General features: G+C 69.3%; 16 protein-coding genes. 7 read left to right on the top strand and 9 right to left on the bottom strand.

Going from position 1 to position 19977, the window contains the following annotated elements; genetic code table 11:
- The first annotated feature begins 337 nt into the window (after window positions 1-337).
- The 4 genes from ACFV2O_RS30310 (at window position 338) to ACFV2O_RS30295 (ending at window position 8258) form a co-directional block, all read left to right on the top strand.
- Complete coding sequence (locus ACFV2O_RS30310; protein ID WP_379254887.1) at window positions 338-3196, top strand: DUF5691 domain-containing protein; 2859 nt, start codon at window positions 338-340, stop codon at window positions 3194-3196.
- Complete coding sequence (locus tag ACFV2O_RS30305) at window positions 3193-4293, top strand: AAA family ATPase (RefSeq protein ID WP_379254885.1); 1101 nt, start codon at window positions 3193-3195, stop codon at window positions 4291-4293. The genes ACFV2O_RS30310 and ACFV2O_RS30305 overlap by 4 nt, the downstream gene beginning before the upstream one ends.
- Entirely contained in the window at window positions 4272-6689 is a 2418-nt protein-coding gene (locus ACFV2O_RS30300; protein ID WP_379254968.1) for a DUF5682 family protein, read from the top strand. Before ACFV2O_RS30305 ends, ACFV2O_RS30300 begins: the two co-directional genes overlap by 22 nt.
- A gap of 411 nt (window positions 6690-7100) precedes the next feature.
- The gene (locus tag ACFV2O_RS30295) at window positions 7101-8258 is read left to right on the top strand and encodes a VWA domain-containing protein (protein WP_379254883.1); all 1158 of its coding nucleotides are present in this window, start codon (window positions 7101-7103) and stop codon (window positions 8256-8258) included.
- Window positions 8259-8511: 253 nt separating this feature from the next.
- Here the strand turns inward: ACFV2O_RS30295 and ACFV2O_RS30290 are convergent, their stop codons facing one another.
- On the bottom strand, window positions 8512-9300 hold the full coding sequence (locus ACFV2O_RS30290) for a helix-turn-helix domain-containing protein (RefSeq protein WP_379254881.1): 789 nt from the start codon (window positions 9298-9300) through the stop codon (window positions 8512-8514).
- A gap of 122 nt (window positions 9301-9422) precedes the next feature.
- Here ACFV2O_RS30290 and ACFV2O_RS30285 point away from each other — a divergent pair, with 122 nt between their 5' ends.
- A complete protein-coding gene (locus tag ACFV2O_RS30285) occupies window positions 9423-9860 on the top strand; it encodes an SRPBCC family protein (RefSeq protein ID WP_379254879.1) in 438 nt (145 codons plus the stop codon).
- Between the two features lie 5 nt (window positions 9861-9865).
- Here ACFV2O_RS30285 and ACFV2O_RS30280 read toward each other — a convergent pair whose 3' ends face one another.
- The 5 genes from ACFV2O_RS30280 to ACFV2O_RS30260 form a co-directional block, all read right to left on the bottom strand.
- Window positions 9866-11080: an MFS transporter gene (locus ACFV2O_RS30280; protein ID WP_379254878.1), complete on the bottom strand. Its 1215-nt coding sequence runs from the start codon at window positions 11078-11080 to the stop codon at window positions 9866-9868.
- A 504-nt stretch (window positions 11081-11584) separates the two neighbouring features.
- Window positions 11585-12415 carry a phosphatase PAP2 family protein gene (locus ACFV2O_RS30275; RefSeq protein WP_379254877.1) on the bottom strand — a complete coding sequence of 277 codons (831 nt, stop codon included), beginning with the start codon at window positions 12413-12415 and terminating at the stop codon, window positions 11585-11587.
- A 540-nt stretch (window positions 12416-12955) separates the two neighbouring features.
- Window positions 12956-13186 carry a hypothetical protein gene (locus ACFV2O_RS30270; RefSeq protein ID WP_379254875.1) on the bottom strand — a complete coding sequence of 77 codons (231 nt, stop codon included), beginning with the start codon at window positions 13184-13186 and terminating at the stop codon, window positions 12956-12958.
- On the bottom strand, window positions 13183-13446 hold the full coding sequence (locus tag ACFV2O_RS30265) for a hypothetical protein (RefSeq protein WP_379254874.1): 264 nt from the start codon (window positions 13444-13446) through the stop codon (window positions 13183-13185). The genes ACFV2O_RS30270 and ACFV2O_RS30265 overlap by 4 nt, the downstream gene beginning before the upstream one ends.
- Entirely contained in the window at window positions 13443-13721 is a 279-nt protein-coding gene (locus ACFV2O_RS30260) for a hypothetical protein (RefSeq protein WP_379254872.1), read from the bottom strand. Before ACFV2O_RS30260 ends, ACFV2O_RS30265 begins: the two co-directional genes overlap by 4 nt.
- Window positions 13722-14111: 390 nt before the next feature.
- Between ACFV2O_RS30260 and ACFV2O_RS30255 the strand changes: the two genes are divergently transcribed.
- Both ACFV2O_RS30255 and ACFV2O_RS30250 read left to right on the top strand, forming a co-directional pair.
- On the top strand, window positions 14112-14879 hold the full coding sequence (locus tag ACFV2O_RS30255; RefSeq protein WP_379254870.1) for an XRE family transcriptional regulator: 768 nt from the start codon (window positions 14112-14114) through the stop codon (window positions 14877-14879).
- Complete coding sequence (locus ACFV2O_RS30250) at window positions 14863-15336, top strand: NUDIX domain-containing protein (protein ID WP_379254869.1); 474 nt, start codon at window positions 14863-14865, stop codon at window positions 15334-15336. The genes ACFV2O_RS30255 and ACFV2O_RS30250 overlap by 17 nt, the downstream gene beginning before the upstream one ends.
- A gap of 247 nt (window positions 15337-15583) precedes the next feature.
- Here the strand turns inward: ACFV2O_RS30250 and ACFV2O_RS30245 are convergent, their stop codons facing one another.
- From ACFV2O_RS30245 to ACFV2O_RS30235, 3 genes are read right to left on the bottom strand one after another with little or no spacing between them, the layout of a single operon-like run.
- Window positions 15584-18112, bottom strand: coding sequence for an ABC transporter permease (locus ACFV2O_RS30245; RefSeq protein ID WP_379254867.1), 2529 nt, complete (start codon window positions 18110-18112; stop codon window positions 15584-15586).
- Window positions 18113-18146: 34 nt separating this feature from the next.
- Window positions 18147-18923 carry an ABC transporter ATP-binding protein gene (locus ACFV2O_RS30240; protein ID WP_355077231.1) on the bottom strand — a complete coding sequence of 259 codons (777 nt, stop codon included), beginning with the start codon at window positions 18921-18923 and terminating at the stop codon, window positions 18147-18149.
- 55 nt (window positions 18924-18978) lie between these two features.
- Window positions 18979-19899, bottom strand: coding sequence for a hydroxymethylglutaryl-CoA lyase (locus ACFV2O_RS30235; protein WP_379254865.1), 921 nt, complete (start codon window positions 19897-19899; stop codon window positions 18979-18981).
- Between the last annotated feature and the right edge of the window lie 78 nt (window positions 19900-19977).

The raw sequence follows: 19977 nt of genomic DNA, 5'->3' as shown, positions 1-19977 counted from the left end.
CCCACCGCGCCCGAGCGAATCTGCCCGCGGGGATGGATATATGGTCATCGAAACGCCTGCGCCATGTCTCGATGTCCACCCCTCGCGCCAACCCCGGCGGGCAGCCTCGATGGTGTCTACACCCGGTCCGGGTGGCTCGGTCGAGCCGAACAGGACAGAATGCCAGAGCGCGCCGATCGGCGCAAGATTCGTTCGAAAGACGAATGCGGCACCGGGACAAGCGGTTCCGAGGGCGGCGCGGCGCCGGCGGCGGTACTTGTCGGTGCGCTGGGGTAGAAATCCGGTCAACCGAGCAATGAAGGAAGGCGATGAGGCAGCAGCGAGCCGGAGCGAGCCGATGACGACGCCGTGGACCGAAGCCCAGGTCACGGCGTTGGCGCCGGATGCGAATTCGCTCTCGGCGGCCCGCAAGCTGGTGGGTCGCTGGCGCGAGTGCGGGCAGCACGGCACGGCGCTGTGGGGCCGGTGCCAGGGCAGCGGCGCCATGCCCTATCAGACGATCGTCGACCTGTCCGGTCCGGCGTACCGGTGCTCCTGCCCGAGCCGCAAGTTTCCTTGTAAACACGCGCTGTCGTTGCTGCTGCGCTGGTCCGCGGGCGAGGTCGCCGTCGCGCCGGAGACGGCGGACTACGCGGCGGCGTGGATCGGCGGCCGTACGGCGCGGGCCGCCGCGCCCGCGGAGCGGCCCCGCACCCCGAATCCGGCGACCGCCGAACAGCGCCGGGTGCGGGTGACGGCGGGGCTGGAGGAACTCGACGTCTGGCTCGGTGATCAGGTACGCACCGGGCTCGCGCAGGCCGATCGCTCGTATCGCGCCTTCGAGGCCGTGGCCGCCAGGATGGTCGACGCGCAGGCCCCCGGCCTCGCCTCCGCTCTGCGCAGGCTTCCGGCCGCCGTGGCCACCAGAACCGACTGGCCCGACGTGGTGCTGCGCGAGTACGCGCGCATGCACCTGTTGATCGCCGCGCACCGGCAGCTCGACGCGGTATCGCCCGCGCTGCGCGCCAGCATCCGCACCCATGTCGGCTACCCCAATCCGGCCGAGGCGGTGCGCGCCGAGGCTCCGGTGCGTGATCGGTGGATGGTGTTCGGCTCGCGGATCACCGAGGACGAGCGCCTCTACACCCGGCGCACCTGGCTGTACGGGCGGGAGAGCAGGCGCTGGGCGCTGGTGGTCGACCATTCCTTCGGCTCCCCCGGCTTCCCCGCCGACGTTCCCGCGCTGGGTCAACTGGCCGACGCGGAGTTGCATTTCTACCCGGGCGCCGCGCCGCTGCGCGCGCTGTGGGGCGAGCGGCACGGCACGGTCGAACCGTTCACCACGTTGCCCGCCGACGCGAACCACCCCGCCACCATCGCCGCCGCGCTCGCCGCGCACGCGTCCGCGCTCGGCGCCGATCCGTGGCTGCGCTCGTGGCCGATGCTGCTGGCCGATGTGATTCCCACCCGCACCGAAGAGGGCTGGTACCTCACCGAATCCGGCGGCAGCGCGCTGCCGATCCGGCCGGGCGAACAACCGTGGACGCTGCTGGCCGTCTCGGGCGGTCATCCGGTGACGGTGGCCGGCGAGTGGAGCGCCGACGGATGGGAGCCGATTTCGGTGTTCACCGCGGGGGAGGTGATCGATCTGGCACCTACGGAGACCTTCGTGCCCGACGCGACTCCGCCCGCCGGGCCGACCGGGAGTGCCGACCTCACCTCCGTCGCGCTGCTCGGCACCGCGCGCCGCGCCCCGGATCTCGCCGCACTCGCGCCCGCGATCGCACGCGCGGCCGACCGGTTGCCCCATGATCCCGCGTTGCGACTGCTCGAAACAGCCGCGCTACAAGACCTTTTCACTCGGGGCGGGGTCGTGCCCGCCACTGCCACGGCACCGGAACCCGCGGCGGACGATCCCCGTCCGTCGCTGCCGCGCCCTGCTGCCGTGCGCCTGGCACGCATGCTGCGGGAACGCTCGGCGTTCCTGCCCGAATGGTTCGACGCGGCGCGGCCGCACGATTACCGGGCGCCGGTCGCGCTGTGCGAGCAACTGCTCGAGCACGCGAAGATCAATGCCGGTTTGCGCGAGCCGCTGCTACGCCTCGCGGGCACTCGCGGCAGCTGGCTGGCGGCCCGGCATCCGGATCTGCGCGACTTGGTGCGGCTGCCCGTCGAACGGTCCACGGACACTTGGCTGTTCGGTCGGCCACCCGAGCGGCGCGACTGGCTCGCCGACCTCCGGCGCGGCGACGCGGGTGCGGCCAGGGCGGAGCTCGCCGCGGCGTGGCCGAAGGAATCCGGGCCGCTGAAGGCCGAACTGCTGGCCGTGCTCGCCGACGGGCTCGGCCCGGACGACGAGCCCCTGCTGGAAACGGCGCTGGACGACCGGCGCGCGGACGTGCGCCGCACCGCCGCCGGACTGCTCGCACTACTGCCGGAATCGGCGTTCTCGCAGCGGATGCGCGCCCGAGCGAGCGCGTGGATCCGCGCCGAGCACCGAATGCTGCACACGAACGTCGTTCTCACGCTGCCCGACCGGCCCGACGCCGCCGCGCAGCGCGACGGGATCACCGATCGCACCATCGAATTCGCCTACCGCTGGAACGGCGCGCCCGACGTGTCCGCGGCCCGGCTCCGGCAGGTGGTCGCCGCGACGCCGCTGGCGCACTGGACCGGTGTGCTCGGCACACCGCAACAGGCGGTGTGCGCCACGATCGAAGACCGGTTCCGGCAGCCCATCTTCGACGGCTGGGTGGACGCCGCACTGGCTCAACACGATTCGACGTGGGCTCGGGCATTGTTCGAGGCGGGCGTGCCCACCGATCTGGCGATGCTGCGCAGACGGGAGCTGTTCGCGCTGCTACCGCTGCCGGATCGGACCGCGCACCTGGTGCGGCTGGACGGCTCCTGGCTGTCGGAGATCGAGGCGCTGCTGCCCGCGATGGGCCATCCGTGGCCGGAAGCGCTGGCCCAGCACGTGGTGCTGCTGCTGTTCGAACGGGCGCGGGCTGCGGCGCGGCGCCCCGAGACGCACGGCGCGTCACCGAACGCGCACCGCTCGCTGCTCGCCGCGGCCTCGGTCCACCTCCCCGTCGCCGCCGCCGCCACACTGTCCGCCGTGGCCCGCAAATGCGACGATCCCGCCTGGCAGCGGGCCTTCGACCAGCTCGCCCATGACCTCAACAACCGCTCGATGATGCTCGAGGAGTTGCGATGACCACCACCGACCCGACGCCGGACCTGCTGCGCCCCCACGCCGAACAGGAGTACGCCGACGAGCTGCGCGCCCTCGCCGCCGCCGACGACCGGCCCCGCCCGCCGTCGTGGCGGCTGTCGCCCTGGGCGGTGGTCACCTACCTGCTCGGCGGCACCCTGCCCGACGGCACCGTGATCACCCCGAAGTACGTCGGCCCGCGCAGGCTCATGGAGGTCGCGGTCGCGACGCTGGCCACCGACCGCGCACTGCTGCTGCTCGGGGTGCCGGGCACCGCCAAGACCTGGGTGTCCGAGCATCTCTCCGCCGCCATCAGCGGTGCGTCGACGCTGTTGGTGCAGGGCACCTCGGGCACCGCCGAGGAGGCGATCCGCTACGGCTGGAACTACGCGCGGTTGCTCGCCGAGGGACCGAGCGATGCGGCGCTGGTGCCGTCGCCGGTGCTCACGGCCATGCGGACGGGCTCCATCGCCCGCATAGAAGAGCTCACCCGCATCCCGTCGGACGTGCAGGACGCGCTGATCACCGTCTTGTCCGAGAAGACGCTGCCGGTGCCCGAACTGCGCACGGAGGTGCAGGCCGCGAAGGGCTTCAACGTGATCGCCACCGCCAACGATCGCGACCGCGGGGTGAACGAGTTGTCCTCCGCGTTGCGCCGCCGGTTCAACACAGTCGTGCTGCCGCTGCCCGCGAGCGAGGACGAGGAGGTCGCCATCGTCAGCAGGCGGGTCGAGCAGCTCGGCTCCGCGCTGGAACTGCCGACCGTGCCCGCGGCGGCCGAAGAGGTGCGGCGGGTGGTGCGGGTCTTCCGCGAGCTGCGCTCCGGCAGTACGGCCGACGGCCGCACCAAGCTCAAGTCGCCGTCCGGAACACTGTCCACGGCCGAGGCGATCTCGGTGATCACCAACGGAATCGCGCTCTCGGCGCACTTCGGCGACGGCGTGCTGCGCGCCTCCGACATCGCGGGCGCGGTACTCGGGTCGGTGATCAAGGACCCGGTGGCCGACGCGGTGGTGTGGACGGAGTACTTGGAGGCCGTGGTCCGCGAGCGACCGGATTGGGCGGATTTCTACCGCGCCTGCCGCGAGGTCACCGGGTGACCTCCGGTGTCGAAACCGCCCCTGTGACCAGGGTATTCGGCATCCGCCACCATGGTCCCGGCTCGGCGCGCTCGCTGCGGATGGCCCTGGCGGACTTCCGGCCCGACATGATCCTCATCGAGGGGCCCGCGGACGCCGATCCGCTGGTGGGCTTCGTCGCCGCCGAAGGGATGGCCCCTCCGGTCGCGCTGCTGGCGTACGTGCCCGACGCCCCCGCCACGGCCGCGTTCTGGCCGTACGCGGTGTTCTCCCCCGAGTGGCAGGCGCTGCGGTACGGCGCGGACAACGCGGTGCCCGTCCGGTTCTGCGATCTGCCCGCGAGCGTCACGCTCGCGACCGAGGACGAGCCCGGCGACCGGTTCGATCCGCTCGCCGCGCTCGCCGCAGCGGGCGGCTACGACGACGCCGAACGCTGGTGGGACGCCGTCGTCGAAACCGTGCCGGACGCAGAGGCGTTCGACGCGATCACCGAGGCGATGGGCGCGCTGCGGGAAGGCGCCGAGCGCGACGCCACGCATGGCGACCCGACGTCGGCCGCGCAAGACGGCCAGGCGCGCCAGGGGCCTGCGGGCACCGAACCGGCTGATGACCGACCGACCGCCGAATCGGGACGCGATCGAATGGACTCCACGTCGGAGTTGGATTCGGTCGCGGAGGCAGTAGCCGAATCGACCCTCGTGCCGGAACCACCGCCCGAACCACTCGTGGTCGACGCCCACACCCTCCGGCGCGAGGCTTATATGCGCCAGACGATGCGCAAGGCCCTCAAAGACGGTGCGATGCGGCTGGCGGTGGTGTGCGGGGCGTGGCACGCGCCCGCGCTCGCAGGCGCGCTCGGTCCCGCCGCGCCGGACGCACGGATGCTCAAGGGCCTTCCGAAGATCAAAACCAGGCTCACCTGGGTGCCGTGGACGCATTCGCGGCTGTCCACGACCTCCGGCTACGGCGCGGGCGTCACCTCGCCGGGCTGGTACCACCACCTGTTCACCGCCACCGAGCGGCCGATCGCCCGCTGGCTGACCAAGGTCGCCGGTGTGCTGCGCGCCCACGATCTGCCCGTCTCCAGCGCCCACGTCATCGAGGCCGTCCGGCTCGCCGACACCCTCGCCGCGCTGCGCGGTCGCCCGCTCCCCGGTCTGTCGGAGGTGACCGAGGCCACCCGGTCGGTGCTGTGCGGCGGCGACGAGACGATGCTGCGGTTGGTGATCGGCGAACTCGTCGTCGGCGAGGCGCTCGGGGCCGTTCCGGAGCAGACGCCGACCGTGCCGCTGGACGCGGACCTGCGCGCCACCATCCGATCGCTGCGGATGAAGCAGGAGCCCTCGATCCGCACCGTCGACCTGGATCTGCGTAAGGATCGCGAGGTGCGGCGGTCGCGCCTGCTACACCGGCTGCGGGTGCTCGACATCGAGTGGGGCACGCTCACCACCAGCGACGTGCGCAGCACGGGCACCTTCCGGGAAACCTGGACGCTGCGATGGCAGCCCGAGTACGCGATCTCCATCATCGAGGCCTCTCGCTGGGGCACCACCATCCGCACCGCGGCGGAGGCGAAGATTCTCGACACCGCCAGCCGCGCCGACCGCTCGGTCGGCGAATTGACCGCCGCGCTGGAAGTCGCGCTGCTGGCCGACCTGGGCGGCGCCACCGACGGATTGATCGCCCGGCTGGAATCCACCGCGGCGCTCGACCACGACGTCACCCACCTGCTGGCCGCGCTGCCCGGCCTGATCCGCACACTGCGTTACGGCGACGTGCGCGGCACCGACACCAAAGCGCTGGCCCACGTGGCCGACGGGTTGCTGGTGCGTATCTGCGCCGGCCTGCCCGCGGCGGTCACCGGATTGGACACCGACGCCGCCACCGATCTGCGCGGTCTGCTGGACGCGGCGCACACCGCCATCCACACCAGGGACGACGGCTGGGCCACCGGTGAGTGGCTCGCCGCATTGCGCCGGGTCGCCGACCGCGACGACGTACACGGCGCGCTGGTCGGTCGTGCGGTCCGTTTGCTCGCCGACGCGGGTCGCATCGATGACGCCGAATCCGCGCGCAGACTGTCCGCCGCCCTCTCGGTGGGCGCCACCGCCGCGGCCAAGGCGGCGTGGATAGACGGATTCCTCGGCGGTCGCGGCCTGCTTCTGGTGCACGATCGGGAGTTGTTGCGGCTCATCGACGACTGGCTGCGCGGACTCGGCGACGACACGTTCGTCGAGACGCTGCCGCTGCTGCGCCGTACCTTCGGCGCGTTCGAATCGGGTGAACGCCGCGCGATCGGGCAGGCGGTCCGCGACGGCGGAGCGGTATCACCGGCGGCGGCCGTCGCGGGCATCGACGCCGATCGAGCCACGACCGCGGTGCGCACCGCGGCGGAGATCCTGGGGGTTACGGTATGAGCGGTCGGACCCGGAGCGTAACCACACCGGGCCCCGCTCACGCCGCAATCGGACACCGCGTGAGCGGTGCGGCCGGAAACGACAGAGCACCATGACCACGCAGCGCCCCGCTGATGCCGAAAACCGGCACAGCATGAGCGGCCGGACCCGAAAGCGGCAACGCACCACGCGCAGAACTCCACTGATGCCGAAATCGGGCACAGCACGAGGCTCCGCAGCGGAAGCACAGCGCAATCACGCAGGATCACGGCCCCTGCCGAAAACCCACACAGCATCAGCGGCCGGACCCGAAAGCAGCAACGCACCACGACCACACAGGCCCACTGATGCCGGAACCGGACGCAGTATGAGTGACAAGGCAGCGGGGCGAGGCCGCACCGGCGCTCTCGCCCGTACCGAGGAGGACAAGCCGTGACCGACGAAGCACAGTCTCGGCGTTGGCGATTGGTGCTCGGCGCGGCCGCGGAGGAAGGACTGGGCGGGCTGGGCTCCGGCGCCGACGCGGCGATGGACCGGGCGCTGTCGGCGCTGTACAACACCGATGAGGAGACCTCGCCCGGCAAGCGCACCGGTGGTTTGCAGGGCTCGGCGCCGCGCGTGGCCCGCTGGCTCGGCGATATCCGCAGCTACTTCCCGGCCTCCGTTGTCGAGGTCATGCAACGCGACGCCGTGGAGCGGCTCGATCTCACCCAATTGCTGCTGGAGCCGGAACTGCTCGAGGCGATGGAACCGGACGTGCACCTGGTCGGCACCCTGCTGAGCTTGAACCGGGTGATGCCCGAGACCACCAAGGCCACCGCGCGCATGGTGGTGGAGAAGGTGGTGCGGGAGATCGAGCAGCGCATCGCGGCGCAGACCGTCGCCGCGGTGTCCGGTGCGCTGAACCGCGCCGCCCGGGTCACCCGGCCGAAATTGCGGGATATCGACTGGGACCGCACCATTCGCAAGAACCTAGCCACCTACCTGCCCGAGCATCGCACCGTGGTGCCCGAACGCCTGGTCGGCTACGGCCGTAAGGCCCAGGCGGTCCGGCGGGACGTGGTGCTGGCCATCGACCAGTCCGGTTCGATGGCCGCCAGCGTCGTGTACGCGTCGGTGTTCGGCGCGGTGCTCGCCTCGATGCGGTCGCTGCGCACCTCGCTGGTGGTCTTCGACACCGAGATCGTCGACCTCACCGACAAACTCGACGACCCGGTGGAGGTGCTGTTCGGCACGCAACTCGGCGGCGGCACCGACATCAACCGGGCCCTCGCCTACTGCCAGTCCCTGGTCACCCGCCCGGCCGATACGTTGTTCGTCCTGATCTCCGACCTCTACGAGGGCGGCATCCGCGACGAGATGCTGCGCCGCGTCCGCTCGCTACAGGATTCCGGCGTACAGGTCGTCGTGCTGCTCGCCCTCTCCGACGACGGCGCCCCCGCCTTCGACCACGACAACGCCGCAGCCCTCGCCGCACTGGGCATCCCGGCCTTCGCCTGCACCCCCGACAAGTTCCCGGAACTCTTGGCACTGGCCCTCGACCGCGGCGACGTCCAGTCCTGGGCCCACGCCAACGCCGCCCAGCACTGACGCGAATCCCGCCGGGTCTGCCACGCGCGACGACTTGGTGCTGGATCCGTCGTTACGACCCACAAGACCTCGAGAAGGTGTGGCACTACCTGGCCCGATTCGGCGCGACCGAACCAAGTCCGCCACGGTAGCCCCGAATCGGCGCCGAGAACACCACCGACCGTGGCGGCCAGGCGCGAGGGCTACCGTCGCCCGGGCTGGAAGCGCGAGGCCTGGGAAAGCGCAGCGGCGCAGGCTGATTCCGCGCCCGATCTCAGCGGCTCGGTTGAGTGGTTTCGGTGAGTAGACGGCGCAGCGCCGTGGGGGTGTGGCCGAGGTGTTCGCGGACGGTGCGGGTCAGGTGTGCCTGGTCGGCGAAACCGAGGTGCGCGGCGAGGTCGGCGAGGCCGGTTTCCCCGTCGGTGAGCCGGTCGATGGTCCGGCCGACCCGTACTCGGTTGCGGTAGCGGGTCAGCGACAGCCCCATGTGCTGCGAGAACACCCGGCTCAGCCGGTACGGCGAGACCTTCAGCGATGCGGCCAGAGATTGCAGGCCCACCGATTCCGGTGCGTCGTCGATGATCGCCTCGCGGGCCGCGGTAACCAGCGCCCGGTCGGTCGGCCGCGATCGAGGGATCGGCCATCCGGCGGCGAGTGCGACGAGCCGGACAAGCTCCTCGGTCAACGCGTAGTCGATGTCGCCGCCTCGGACGGCAGCGAGAACACGGTGGTGCGCGAGATCGATACGGGCATCGAGGTACACCGCGCGCGGATCGACGGCCCCTTCCCAGCGGCCGGGCGCGACGGTCACCACGGTGCAGACGTCGCCGCCGACGGGATGGGCGAACCGTTCCTCTTCGCCCGGTACGCCCAGGTAGCCGACTGTCGGGTCCAGGTCGGCCCGGTCGCCGTCGGACTGTCGCTGGAACCGGCCACGGCGCACGAGCACGAGGCGATGGTCGTCGCGGACCTCCGGGGCCGAGAAGTGGGTGTGGTCGGAGCGGCAGGTCACCGTGGTCACGGTGAACTCGGGCCGGGCGGCAACGGTTGTCGTGGACAGCACCTGCGGACCGTACGCCGAGGGTACGACGAAAAACGCCGCGCAAGGATCTTCAAGACCAGCGGGTGGGCCGGCGGGAATGCTGAGACGGCAACCGAATCACCGCGGCCGACCAGGAGGACCCCATGGCATCCGTTCACAAAGAATTCGACATCCACGCCACGCCAGAGCAGGTATGGGACGCTGTCAGCGATTTCGGCGCGGTGCACGAGCGGCTCGGCCCGGGTCTCGTCACCGACGCACGGCTCGACGCGGACACCCGTACCGTCACCTTCGCCAACGGCACCGTGGTCGTGGAACGGCTCATCGACCTCGACCCGGTGAGCCGGCGTATCGCGTACTCCATCGTCGGAGGCAGTCTGCATTCCTCCCATCACCACGCCTCGATGCAGGCGCTGCCCGGCAAGGACGGCGGGACCCTGGTCGTGTGGCACACCGATGTCCTGCCCGAGGCTCTCACTGTGCCGATAGCCGAGTTCGTCGAACAGGCGTCGGCTGTCATGCGCCGGACCCTGGAGGCAGGGGGATCCCAGGAGCCGGGTGGCAGCGAACTCGCACCGTAGGGCGCTCATCGGGCAGGCTGCGTGCCCGCGTGCCGCCGCGGCCGGTCGGCCAGGGTGACCCCGCCCGCCGCGGCCGTGGCGACCGCGGCGAGGGCGACCAGACCGGGCCAGCCGAACCAGCCGACGGCGGCCGCGCCGAATGCGGTTCCCAGGCTGCCCCCGACGAAGTACACAGACATGTAGGCACTGTTGAAGCGAGCAGGCGCGGACGGGTCGATGGCCAGGACCGTGCTCTGGTTGGCCACCTGGGCCGCGAACAGTCCGGCATCGAAGAGCCCGAGGCAGGCCAGGGTCACCACAGTGTTCGAGAGGGCAACGCCCAGGACAACCGTCGCGACAAGGGCGAGCGCGAGCCCCACCAGGATCACGTTTCGCGGGCCGACCCGGTCGGTCCATCCGCCGGCGATCCGGGTCGCGAGGACACCGGCGAGTCCGGCGCAGGCGTACAGGCCGATCCGTTCGGGTGAATATGAGTACGGAGGCTGCGACAACGCCACCGCGAGACCTGCCCAGATCGCACAGAACGCGAAGAACCACAGCGCTCCCCGTGCCGCCGCCCGGCGCAGTGCGGCGAAGCGGGCGAAGAGCCCGGGAATTCCGCGCACCGTATCCAGATATCCGGCATACGTGCGACCCCACGCGGTCGGCAGGGTGGACAAGGACACCGCCGCGACCACGACACACGGCGCAGCGAATACGAAAAGCATTGCTCGCCAGCCGATCACGTCGGCGAGCCAGCCGCCGATGATGCGCCCGGCGAGGATTCCGGCAGATATGCCCGCGGTCACGATACCCAAAACCGTGGCCCGCCGACGACGCTGCGCGAAACGCCCCGCCACCGAACTCAGCTGGGCCCCGACCGCCGACCCCGCCCCGACCAGGCCCATGACGAATCCAAGGGCCCAAGGCGATCCCGCTACCGCACCAGCGGCGGAGGCAACCGCCAGCGCAACGAACTGGGCCGCCACCACGGCCCGTGGCGCGAACCGGTCGACCAGCGGCACCAGCAGAACCAACCCCACCAGATAGCCGACCGGCCCGCACGCCAAAGCGGTGCCGGTCGCCGCCGTAGAGGCGTGCAGTGAACCGGCAACCTCCGCGACGGCCGGTTGCAGTAGGTAGACACTCGCCGTCCCGAGCGCAGCCGCCAGTGCCATGAACCACACGCCTGGCGTCCGCAACTCAGCATTCCCGGCATCCGGGATCCGTTCGCTTTCCATTGCATCGACGGTAGGAATCGCGGCATCAGGGTTCCGGCGAGAAATAGACAACACCGTCCCGTTCCCGGCCGCGTTCCGCGACATGGTGTGGGGATTCACCGAGCCGCGGCAGCGCTACGGTCGATCACGCGGTCGCGGCTTTCGCGTTCCGCGATCAAGGCGGCCGGACCGCGGTGACCTGGACCTATTCGTTCCAGCCCACCGCGGCCCCGTTGCGACCACTGGTATCGGCCCTTGTCGGCCGGACCATGCCCGCGCTCATGCGGGAGACACTCGCCGCGATGAAGAGCGGCGCGGAAGCAGCGGCAACGGATCAGCCGGGGTAACCCCCGGGGAATCCGCCCAACAGGGCGAACACCTGGATGGCAAGCGAAGACAGCAGATCCGCGATAGTCATCGGTTCCATGGCAACTCCTTGTCCGGATGGGCGAACAGGACGGCTCTGCGATCGTACGCGCGCCGGAGCGCTTTTCCGGTCAGCGCCGCCGGGTGCGTGATGGACTGTCAGGAGCTGGTCAGCACGGGTTTCGACGGAACGGGACCCATCACGCCCCACGCCGTGGCCGCCGCGGGCACCACGAGGGGATGCAGTACGGCGGCCACCGCGAGCAACATAACAGCGACAATGGTGTCCAGCCAGTAGTGATTGGCGGTGCCCACCACCACGAGCGTGGTCAGCGCCGGATGGGCCAAAGCGAGCCAGCGCCACGGTGTGCGAGTCGCGGCGACGACGGCAACACCGAGCAGCAACGCCCAACCGACGTGCAGCGAGGGCATGGCCGCGAACTGATTGGACAGACCGTCGGAATCCGCCGCGCCGTAGACGGATTGGCCGTATCGCACGGCCAGATCGACGAAACCCTGGTCGGGCAGCATGCGCGGCGGCGCGAGCGGGATCAGGATGTGCACCGCGAGCGCGGCTCCCGTCAGCGCCACCATGAGGTTCCTGGTCCAGCGATAGTGCTCCGGCCGGAACGTCCACAGCCACAGCAGGACTCCGACGGCCAAGGTGAAATGCGCGCTGGCGTAGTAGAAGTTGGCCGGAACCGCGAGGAACTCGCGGTTCAGGAACAACGACTGCACCGTCTGCTCGTCCAGCAGGCCGAGCCGGTCTTCGAGTCCGAGCAGGCGGTGCGCGTTGACCAGGGCACGCCCCGTGTCGTCGGCGGTGATCAGACGGCCCGCGCGATAGCCGAGGTAGAGCACGGTGATGAGAAGAAGCTGCCCGACCGCCTCGCCCCCGCGACCGCGCACGGCCGCGCGCACCCGTTCGACGACTCCGCCCGACGCGAGCTCGAGCCCGGCGCCCGGACCCCCGAAGTCCACAGCGACCATCGCGCGGCCTCCTTCCCCGTTGAATCAGGCCGTTTACCGAGAATTAAGTGGAGTGGTAACCTCCGTTTAAACTAGCACTACCGAACGGACAACTTCAGCAAGATGTGACGGGGTATACAGCCGCCTGTCGCCAATTCGAGTTTGCTTGCAAGACAGGCGATCTCGCGATTTTCGCTACCCATCGACCGCGCCGCCGAGCACGCCGGACGCATGGCTGACGACCTGGTGCGGCCACCGGCTCCAGCCGTTCCACGCGCGATCCGCGCTTGCCTCAACCGGTGGGCGAATGTGGCCGCAGAGGGCCCACCCTGCGGCCACCAGCACACCCCAGGCGGCGCGTTTTGCGGGCACACCCGTGTTCGCGATGCCACTGCATGGCGACATGGGCTTCGGCGACCGTGAAGGGCTCCGGCGGTGCCGCGCAGGTCCATTCCGCAGGCCACCGGAACGCCACCCGCTTAACGCAACTTATCGACCTAAGCATGAGAAAAGCCGACCCACCCGAGGCGGCTTGCATTTCCCCTGGTCAAAGGCTGGTTTTCACCACCTTCGAGCGTCCGGCCGGATGTCCTCCCAATCCAGCATGATCCGTTGCCACAGAGCCCGGGGCATGTGCTCGTCCAGGGCTTCGCCCAGAGTCATCATTTTCAGGTTCACCAGGCTTCCCCCGGGCGGAGCGATCCATTCGACACGGATCACGCCATCGCGAACCCTCCAGCTCGCGAGCCAACCCTCCGCCACGCTGCGCTGTGTACCGACGTTGACAGTCACCGTCCCTCCCCTTCTCCCGGAAGGTGTCCCATGTTCAGCATCTCGGCCCAGTAGTCGTGTCTCAGCGCGTCCCAGAGCGACGCGAGACGCGGGTACCGCTCGCGGGCCTCCGTCAGATCGGGCCACGGCACGAACGACACCGGGCCGCTGTCCCCCTTCAGGTGGACGATATGAGCGGTCTTCCCGACCAACTTCCACTCGGCCGATGCTCGGCCGTCCGGGGCCGTCGTCTTGTACGTCTGGTTCGGCTTCGCGGTCATCCCTCCCCCTGCAACTGCTCCAACAGCCGATGCTCCAGGGCGACGCGAATCCCGATCCATGGGCACTTCTCGCCGTCCGGGGCATCCATCGGGGAACTGTGGTCCGCCAGCCGTCCGGAGACGACAGGGACGCGCTGACCGAAACACATCATGGAAGGGCACTTCACCCAGATCAGTTCGCCGGTCCGATTGTCGTACCCGAAAACGCCGCAGTGTCCGGCGCTGATCCACGGCTCACAACCCGGGTTGCACCCGTGCGGTTGGTTAGAAGTCATTCGCACTCCCCCCAGCTCCGTTGGTTGTCTCCCGGGTACGGGGATGCTGGTTCACCCGCACCCGGGGACGTCCTGTAGGCCCAGTCCGCCATAGCCTCCGCATACAGCCAGAGCGTCAGAAGTGGGGGAGGTTCGTACCGCCGTCCCTCTGGGACGTCAGAGCCCCCTGGGACACGTTGGGTCAGGTCTCTATTCACACGGGACCCCCTGAGGTTCACCGGCTTCGGGCGGGCTTCGTCCGCCCCGCACCGGGGACCGAATCGACCGATGCTGAGCGCTGTCTCAAAAAGGTATGGATGCACAAGGGACGCCAGAACTTCGCTGAGGACGTTTTGCCGGACATTTAAAACGTCCCGTGTGTCTCAGCGGGACCTTTGGGAAGATGGCCGTATGACATCTCGACTCGAGTCCGCGATGCTGAGGGCAGGACTCGACTCCGCAGCGCTGGCGGCAATCGCAAGCGTGGACGTGAAGACCGTGAACCGGTGGCTCGCCGGTCGGGTACCGCACCGCCGGACCAGGATTCAGATAGCCGAAGCTCTCCAGGAGACCGAAGAGACCCTATGGCCTGTGGCCCGGCCGGACCTGCAATCCGGTGCACCGGCTACCGCAGAGGTCATCAGCGCATTCGCCCACCGGGCAGACATCCCGAACGATCTATGGACTTCGCTGCTGAACAGGGCCACTGAGCGGATCGACATCATCGGGTATGCGTACCCGTTCGTGTTCGAACTGCTGCCGAGGGCAGCCGAGATCATCGCTGCCAAGTGCCGCTCGGGATGCGAGGTCCGGCTAGGCTTCGCCGATCCGGATTGCGCTCACGTCTTGGAGCGCGACGCGCTGGAGCAGATGGGAGGGACTCTCCGCGGCCGGATACGCAACGCGCTGTCCATGCTGGGACCGCTTGCAGACACCCCTGGTTGCACCGTGGGACTTCACACGACGCATCTGTATAACTCTGTGTTCCGGTTCGACTCCGAAATGATCGTGACGCCGTACCTGTTCCGTGCCCGTGGCTACCAGCACACGGCGCTGTACCTGCGCCGGTTGTCGCAGCACGGGATATTCGAGTCGTTCGCCGACCAGTTCGAACAGATCTGGGGCACCATCACCCCGTACTCAACGACGCAAGGATTCGCCAATGGGCTCACGGCGTGACTACTACCGAGATCCGAACGCACCACGGCCGAACTCACTGAAGCCGGGGGCTTCAGCGTTGGTGACCGACGAGAACGGGCGCGTGCTGATGCAACGCCGTGGCGACTCGGGTAACTGGTCTCTACCCGGCGGAATCATGGAAGTAGGCGAGACTCTTGAGGATTGCGCGGTTCGGGAGACCCGCGAAGAGACCGGGCTGGACATAGAGATCACTGGTTTGCTCGGTATATACACCGACCCTGAGCACGTGATCGAACACGCGGACGGAGAGGTCCGGCAAGAGTTCGCAGTGGTCTACTTCGGCAGGGTGACCGGTGGGGAAATCTCCGTATCCGATGAATCGACCTCTGTCGAGTTCCTACGACTCGACGAACTCGAGACGCTGCCCATACACGAGACTGTCCGGCTCCGGTTGCAACACCACGCCGAACAGCGCACGAGTCCGTATCTTGGTTGAGAGATAGCGATGACCCCAGAGAAGGGGCGGCGGTTGCAGAAGATCACGAAACGGAATCGCCGATATCAGCCGCGAAACTCTGCGTCAGATCCTCGAGGCCGAGGGGTTGACTCCAGGTCAGTGGGACACGTTCACCGATGCCGTTCGGCTCGACGGGTCCACCCGTCGAGCCTGAGTCCGCAAAAGCTGACGTGAGAACTTGCCGCAGTCCGTGCGGCGCACAATGATTGTGCGCCGCACGGACCTGTCAGAGATCGGCGATCGCGGCCAGTGGCGGCGTGCGCGCCGCCCGCACCGCAGGCCACAGCGCGGCCAGTACTCCGACGACCGCCGAGCTGACCAGGACCAGGACCAACTGGCTCCACGGGATGGCGATCTGGTCGAGCCCCAAATCCCTTAGCGTGCGCAGGAATCCGACGCCGAGTCCCAGGCCGAGCACCATGCCGACGACCGCGCCGAACACCGCGATCAGCATCGACTCCAGATAGATCGTGCGGCGCACCTGGGCGCGCTGCATACCGACCGCGCGCAGCATGCCGATCTCCCGGCGGCGCTCCACCACCGACAGCGCCAAAGTATTGACGATGCCAAGGATCGCGATCACCACCGCCAAGGCGAGCAGGCCGTAGAGGATGGCCAGCAGGGTGTTGATCTGCTTGCCTTGCGCTCCCTTGAATTCCTCGCGGTCCTGCACCTGCACCACGACGAATTGCTCGGTGGCCTTCTCCAGGTCGGCGCGCATCGCGCTGGTATTCGCGCCCGGTTGCGCCTTGATCAGCACGAGGAAGTTGGTCCGGAAGTTGAGCGGGACTACCTCGTCGTAGACCGTCTGCGACACCACCATCGGGCCGAGCAGCGGGTTCTTCTTGTACACACCGGTGACGGTGAGCGGGACCTTCTTGCCGTCGACGCTGGTCGGGGTCACCTCTTCGCCGACTTTCCAGCCGCGGTCGTTCGCTTCGTCCTCGGACACGAGCACGTCCCTGGCGCCGAGAGTGTCGCTGCCGCGCACGATCTCGTAGTTCAGCACACCGGTCAGCGGACCGTCCGGTGAGGACGCGAACACCTGATCGCCGCCGAGCTTGAACGCGGCCCCCCGCATTCCGACCACCTGCGCCACGTTCGGCACCTTCGTCCGGGCGGCGTCGGCGGCACCGAACGGCACCCCGAGCAATTGCGGGCCCGCCAGCACGTAGTCGGCCCGCACGCCCTTGTCGACCAGCACGCCGACGCTCTCCTTCGCCGAAGCGCCCAGCATGCCGATCGCCGAGACGAGCATCAGACCCAGCGTGAGCGCGAAGGCCGTCGCGGCGGTGCGGCGCGGATTGCGCGACGCGTTGTTGCGCGCCATGCGACCGATCGGCCCGAACGGGCGCACCAGCACGCCGAGGCCGCCGACCAGCGGTCGCGACAACGCGGGCGCGGCCAGCAGCACCGCGAAGATCAACCCGAGCGCGCCGACGCCGACCGTGGCGGCCGCCGTGCCACCGGTGCGCTGCGCGCCCAGCACGACGAGGACCGCGCCGAGCACCGCGAGCACCGCGCCGAAGATCGTGCGCAGGCGCAGCGACTCCCCGATGGACGCGAATTCCTCGCGCATGGCCTGCACGGGCGGGATGCGCGAGGCGCGGCGCGCGGGCGCGTAGGCGCTGACCATCGTCACCGCGAGGCCGACCAGCAGCCCGACCACGACGGTGCGCGGCCGCACCGCCATCGATCCGGTCGGCAAGCCGAGATCGAAGGCGTTGAGCACCGCCGACAATCCGAACGCCAGGGCGACGCCGCCCGCGAGGCCGACCACGCTGCCGATCAACCCGATGACGAACGCCTCCGCCACCACCGACGTGCCGACCTGCTGCCTGCTCGCGCCGACCGCGCGCAGCAGCGCGAGCTCCCGCAGGCGTTGCGCGACGATCATCGAGAACGTGTTGTAGATGATGAACGTGCCGACGATCAGCGCGATCGCGCCGAAGGCGAGCAGGAAGTAGTTGATGAAGTTGAGCGCGTTGGAGATTTCCTTCTTCAGGTCGGCACGCACCTGATCGCTGTTCTGCACTTTGTAGCCGGGCAGTGCCTTGGCGAGGTTGTCGCGCAACTCGTCGCCGGGAATGCCGGTGGCCGCCAGGTCGACGTAGGCGACGTGCAGGCCGTCGGTGAACAGCTTGCGCGCCTGCGTGTCGTCGAACAGCACGCCGATGAACCCACCCGTGTCGGAGGGAACCTCGTAGATGCCGGTGAGGGTCACGTCGATCGGATCGGCCTGGGAGGGGATGAGGATCTTGGTGCGGTCACCGATCTTCAGTCCGGCCCGGTCGGCCCCGCCGGTGTTGAGCGCGATCTCGCCGGGCCGGGCGGGCGGGACGCCTTGCAGGAACTTCTCCGGCTCCGCGACGGCCTTCTCCGGCGGCAGGTACGACTTGCCGAACGTCGGCGCCCCGCCGGTCTGCACGGCCTTCTTTCCGGTCGGATCGAGCAGCACCACCGGTCCGTTCACGCTCGGCGCGACCGTGCGGACGCCGGGATATTTCCCCAGCTCGTCCACCACATTGTTCGGAACGCCTTGCGCCTGACGTTCTTTCGGGCTGACCCGAACGTCGACGCCCTTCGCCTCGTTGGCGAAGATTCCGTCGAATGTGCTCTGCAGGGTGTCGGTGAACACGAACGAACCCGCGATGAACGCGGTGCCGAGCACCACCGACAAGAGGGTCAGCGCGAGCCGCACCTTGTGCGCCGCGAGATTGCGCAGCGCGACCTTGCGCATCGGACTTCCAGCCATTACGCCCGCCCCCGAATCTTCCGCGAACGCCCGGTCACGCCTGCTCCAACGCTTTCATCCGGTCGAGCACGGTGTCGGCGGTCGGATCGCGCATCTCGTCGACGATGCGTCCGTCGGCGAGGAACACCACCCGGTCGGCGAACCCGGCCGCGTGCGGTTCGTGGGTGACGATGACGACCGTCTGCCCGAACTCGTCCACCGCAGCGCGCAGGATCGACAACACCTCCTCCGAGGAGCGCGAGTCCAGGTTGCCGGTCGGTTCGTCGCCGAAGATTATGTCCGGCTTACCCACGAGCGCGCGGGCGCAGGCCACCCGCTGCTGCTGTCCGCCGGACAACTCGCTGGGGCGGTGGGTCAGCCGACCGACCAACCCGAGCCGCCGCACCACGGTCTCCAGCCATTCGCGATCGGGTGTTCGCCCCGCGATGTCCAGCGGCAGTGTGATGTTCTCCAGCGCCGTCAACGTCGGCACCAGGTTGAACGCCTGGAAGACGAAACCGATGCGGTCGCGGCGCAAGCGCGTCATCTGCTTGTCGGACAGCGAGGTCAGGTCGGTGTCACCGATGCGGACGGCGCCCGAGCTGGCGCTGTCCAGTCCGGCCAGACAGTGCATGAGCGTCGACTTGCCCGATCCCGAGGGACCCATGATCGCGGTGAACTCGCCCTTCGCGAACTCGGCCGACACCCCGTCCAATGCCCTGACCTGGGTATCGCCCGATCCGTAGACCTTGGTCAGTTCGATAGCGTGGGCCGCGACATCGGTCGATGCCGCCAGGTCGGCGGTGTCGGCGCCCAAGGCTTGCGAAGTCATGCCGTCCAGTCTTACCGGCATCGCCGCCGCACGCCATCAGGGAACACCCTGTGTTTCAGGCCTCACCTACGACCCACTCGAAGGCGGATGCTTTGGATCGGGCGCCTTCGAGGGTGCGGGAGCGGTTGGGTTCGCCGAGTTCGGACAGCAGGTCCTCCGACAGGTTGACCAGGGCGGCCAGGGCGGTTGGGGTGAACCAGTCCGGCCTGGTGGCGAACAGGATGTCCTCGGAGGCGGTGTTTCCGCTGGCACCCGGCGCGAAGGGGCAGCCGCCGAGACCGCCGAGCGCGCCGTCGACCATGTCCGCGCCGGCCGCGACCGCGGCGAGGGTGTTGGCCACGCCCATGCCCCAGGTGTCGTGACCGTGGAAGACGACGCGCCGGGGAGGCGTCCGGTCCCGCACCGCCGCGACCAGGGCGGACACCTCACCGGGGTGGGCCTGTCCGAGCGTGTCGGCCAGGACGATGTCGTCCGCGCCCTCGGTGCGCGGGTCGCGGGCGATGGCCAGTACCCGTTCCGGGTCGACCGGGCCGTCGAACGGGCAGGTGAACGCCGTCGCCAAGCAGAGCTGGATCGACCCGTCCACCTCACGGGCCAGGCGCACCGCGTCCGGCATGGCGGCGACGCTGGCCTCGGTGTCGCGTCCGATGTTCGCCCGGTTGTGCGCGTCGGAGACCGAGAAGCAGTACTGGAAATTCCGCACTCCCGCCGCGGCGGCCTTCTCCACATGGCGCGGCGTCGCCACCCATACCCAGCAGCGGCGCAGTTCCTCCGGCGTCAACGCGGCGACCAGCTCCATGGTGTTCGCCATCGGCGCGACCAGGTCCGGGCGCGCCATAGAGCCGATCTCCAGCGCGGGCACCCCCAGCGCGAGCAGGCGGCGCACGATGTCAACCTTGCGCTGCACCGGCAGCAGCTTGCCGGTCAGCTGCAGTCCGTCGCGCAACGTGACATCGCGCAGCAAAGGCGCGGTCATCGCTGCTCCCGCGCCCGGTGATGGCCGCACATCACGCCGCCCCATGGCTTCTCGCCCGCCCCGGTCGGATTCGGCTGC

Origin of the sequence: Nocardia sp. NPDC059691, from assembly GCF_042733915.1 — a bacterium.
In the GTDB taxonomy this organism is placed as follows: domain Bacteria; phylum Actinomycetota; class Actinomycetes; order Mycobacteriales; family Mycobacteriaceae; genus Nocardia; species Nocardia sichangensis.
The sequence above is the reverse complement of the archived record's forward strand: the minus strand, read 5'-3'. Positions and strand labels throughout refer to the sequence as shown.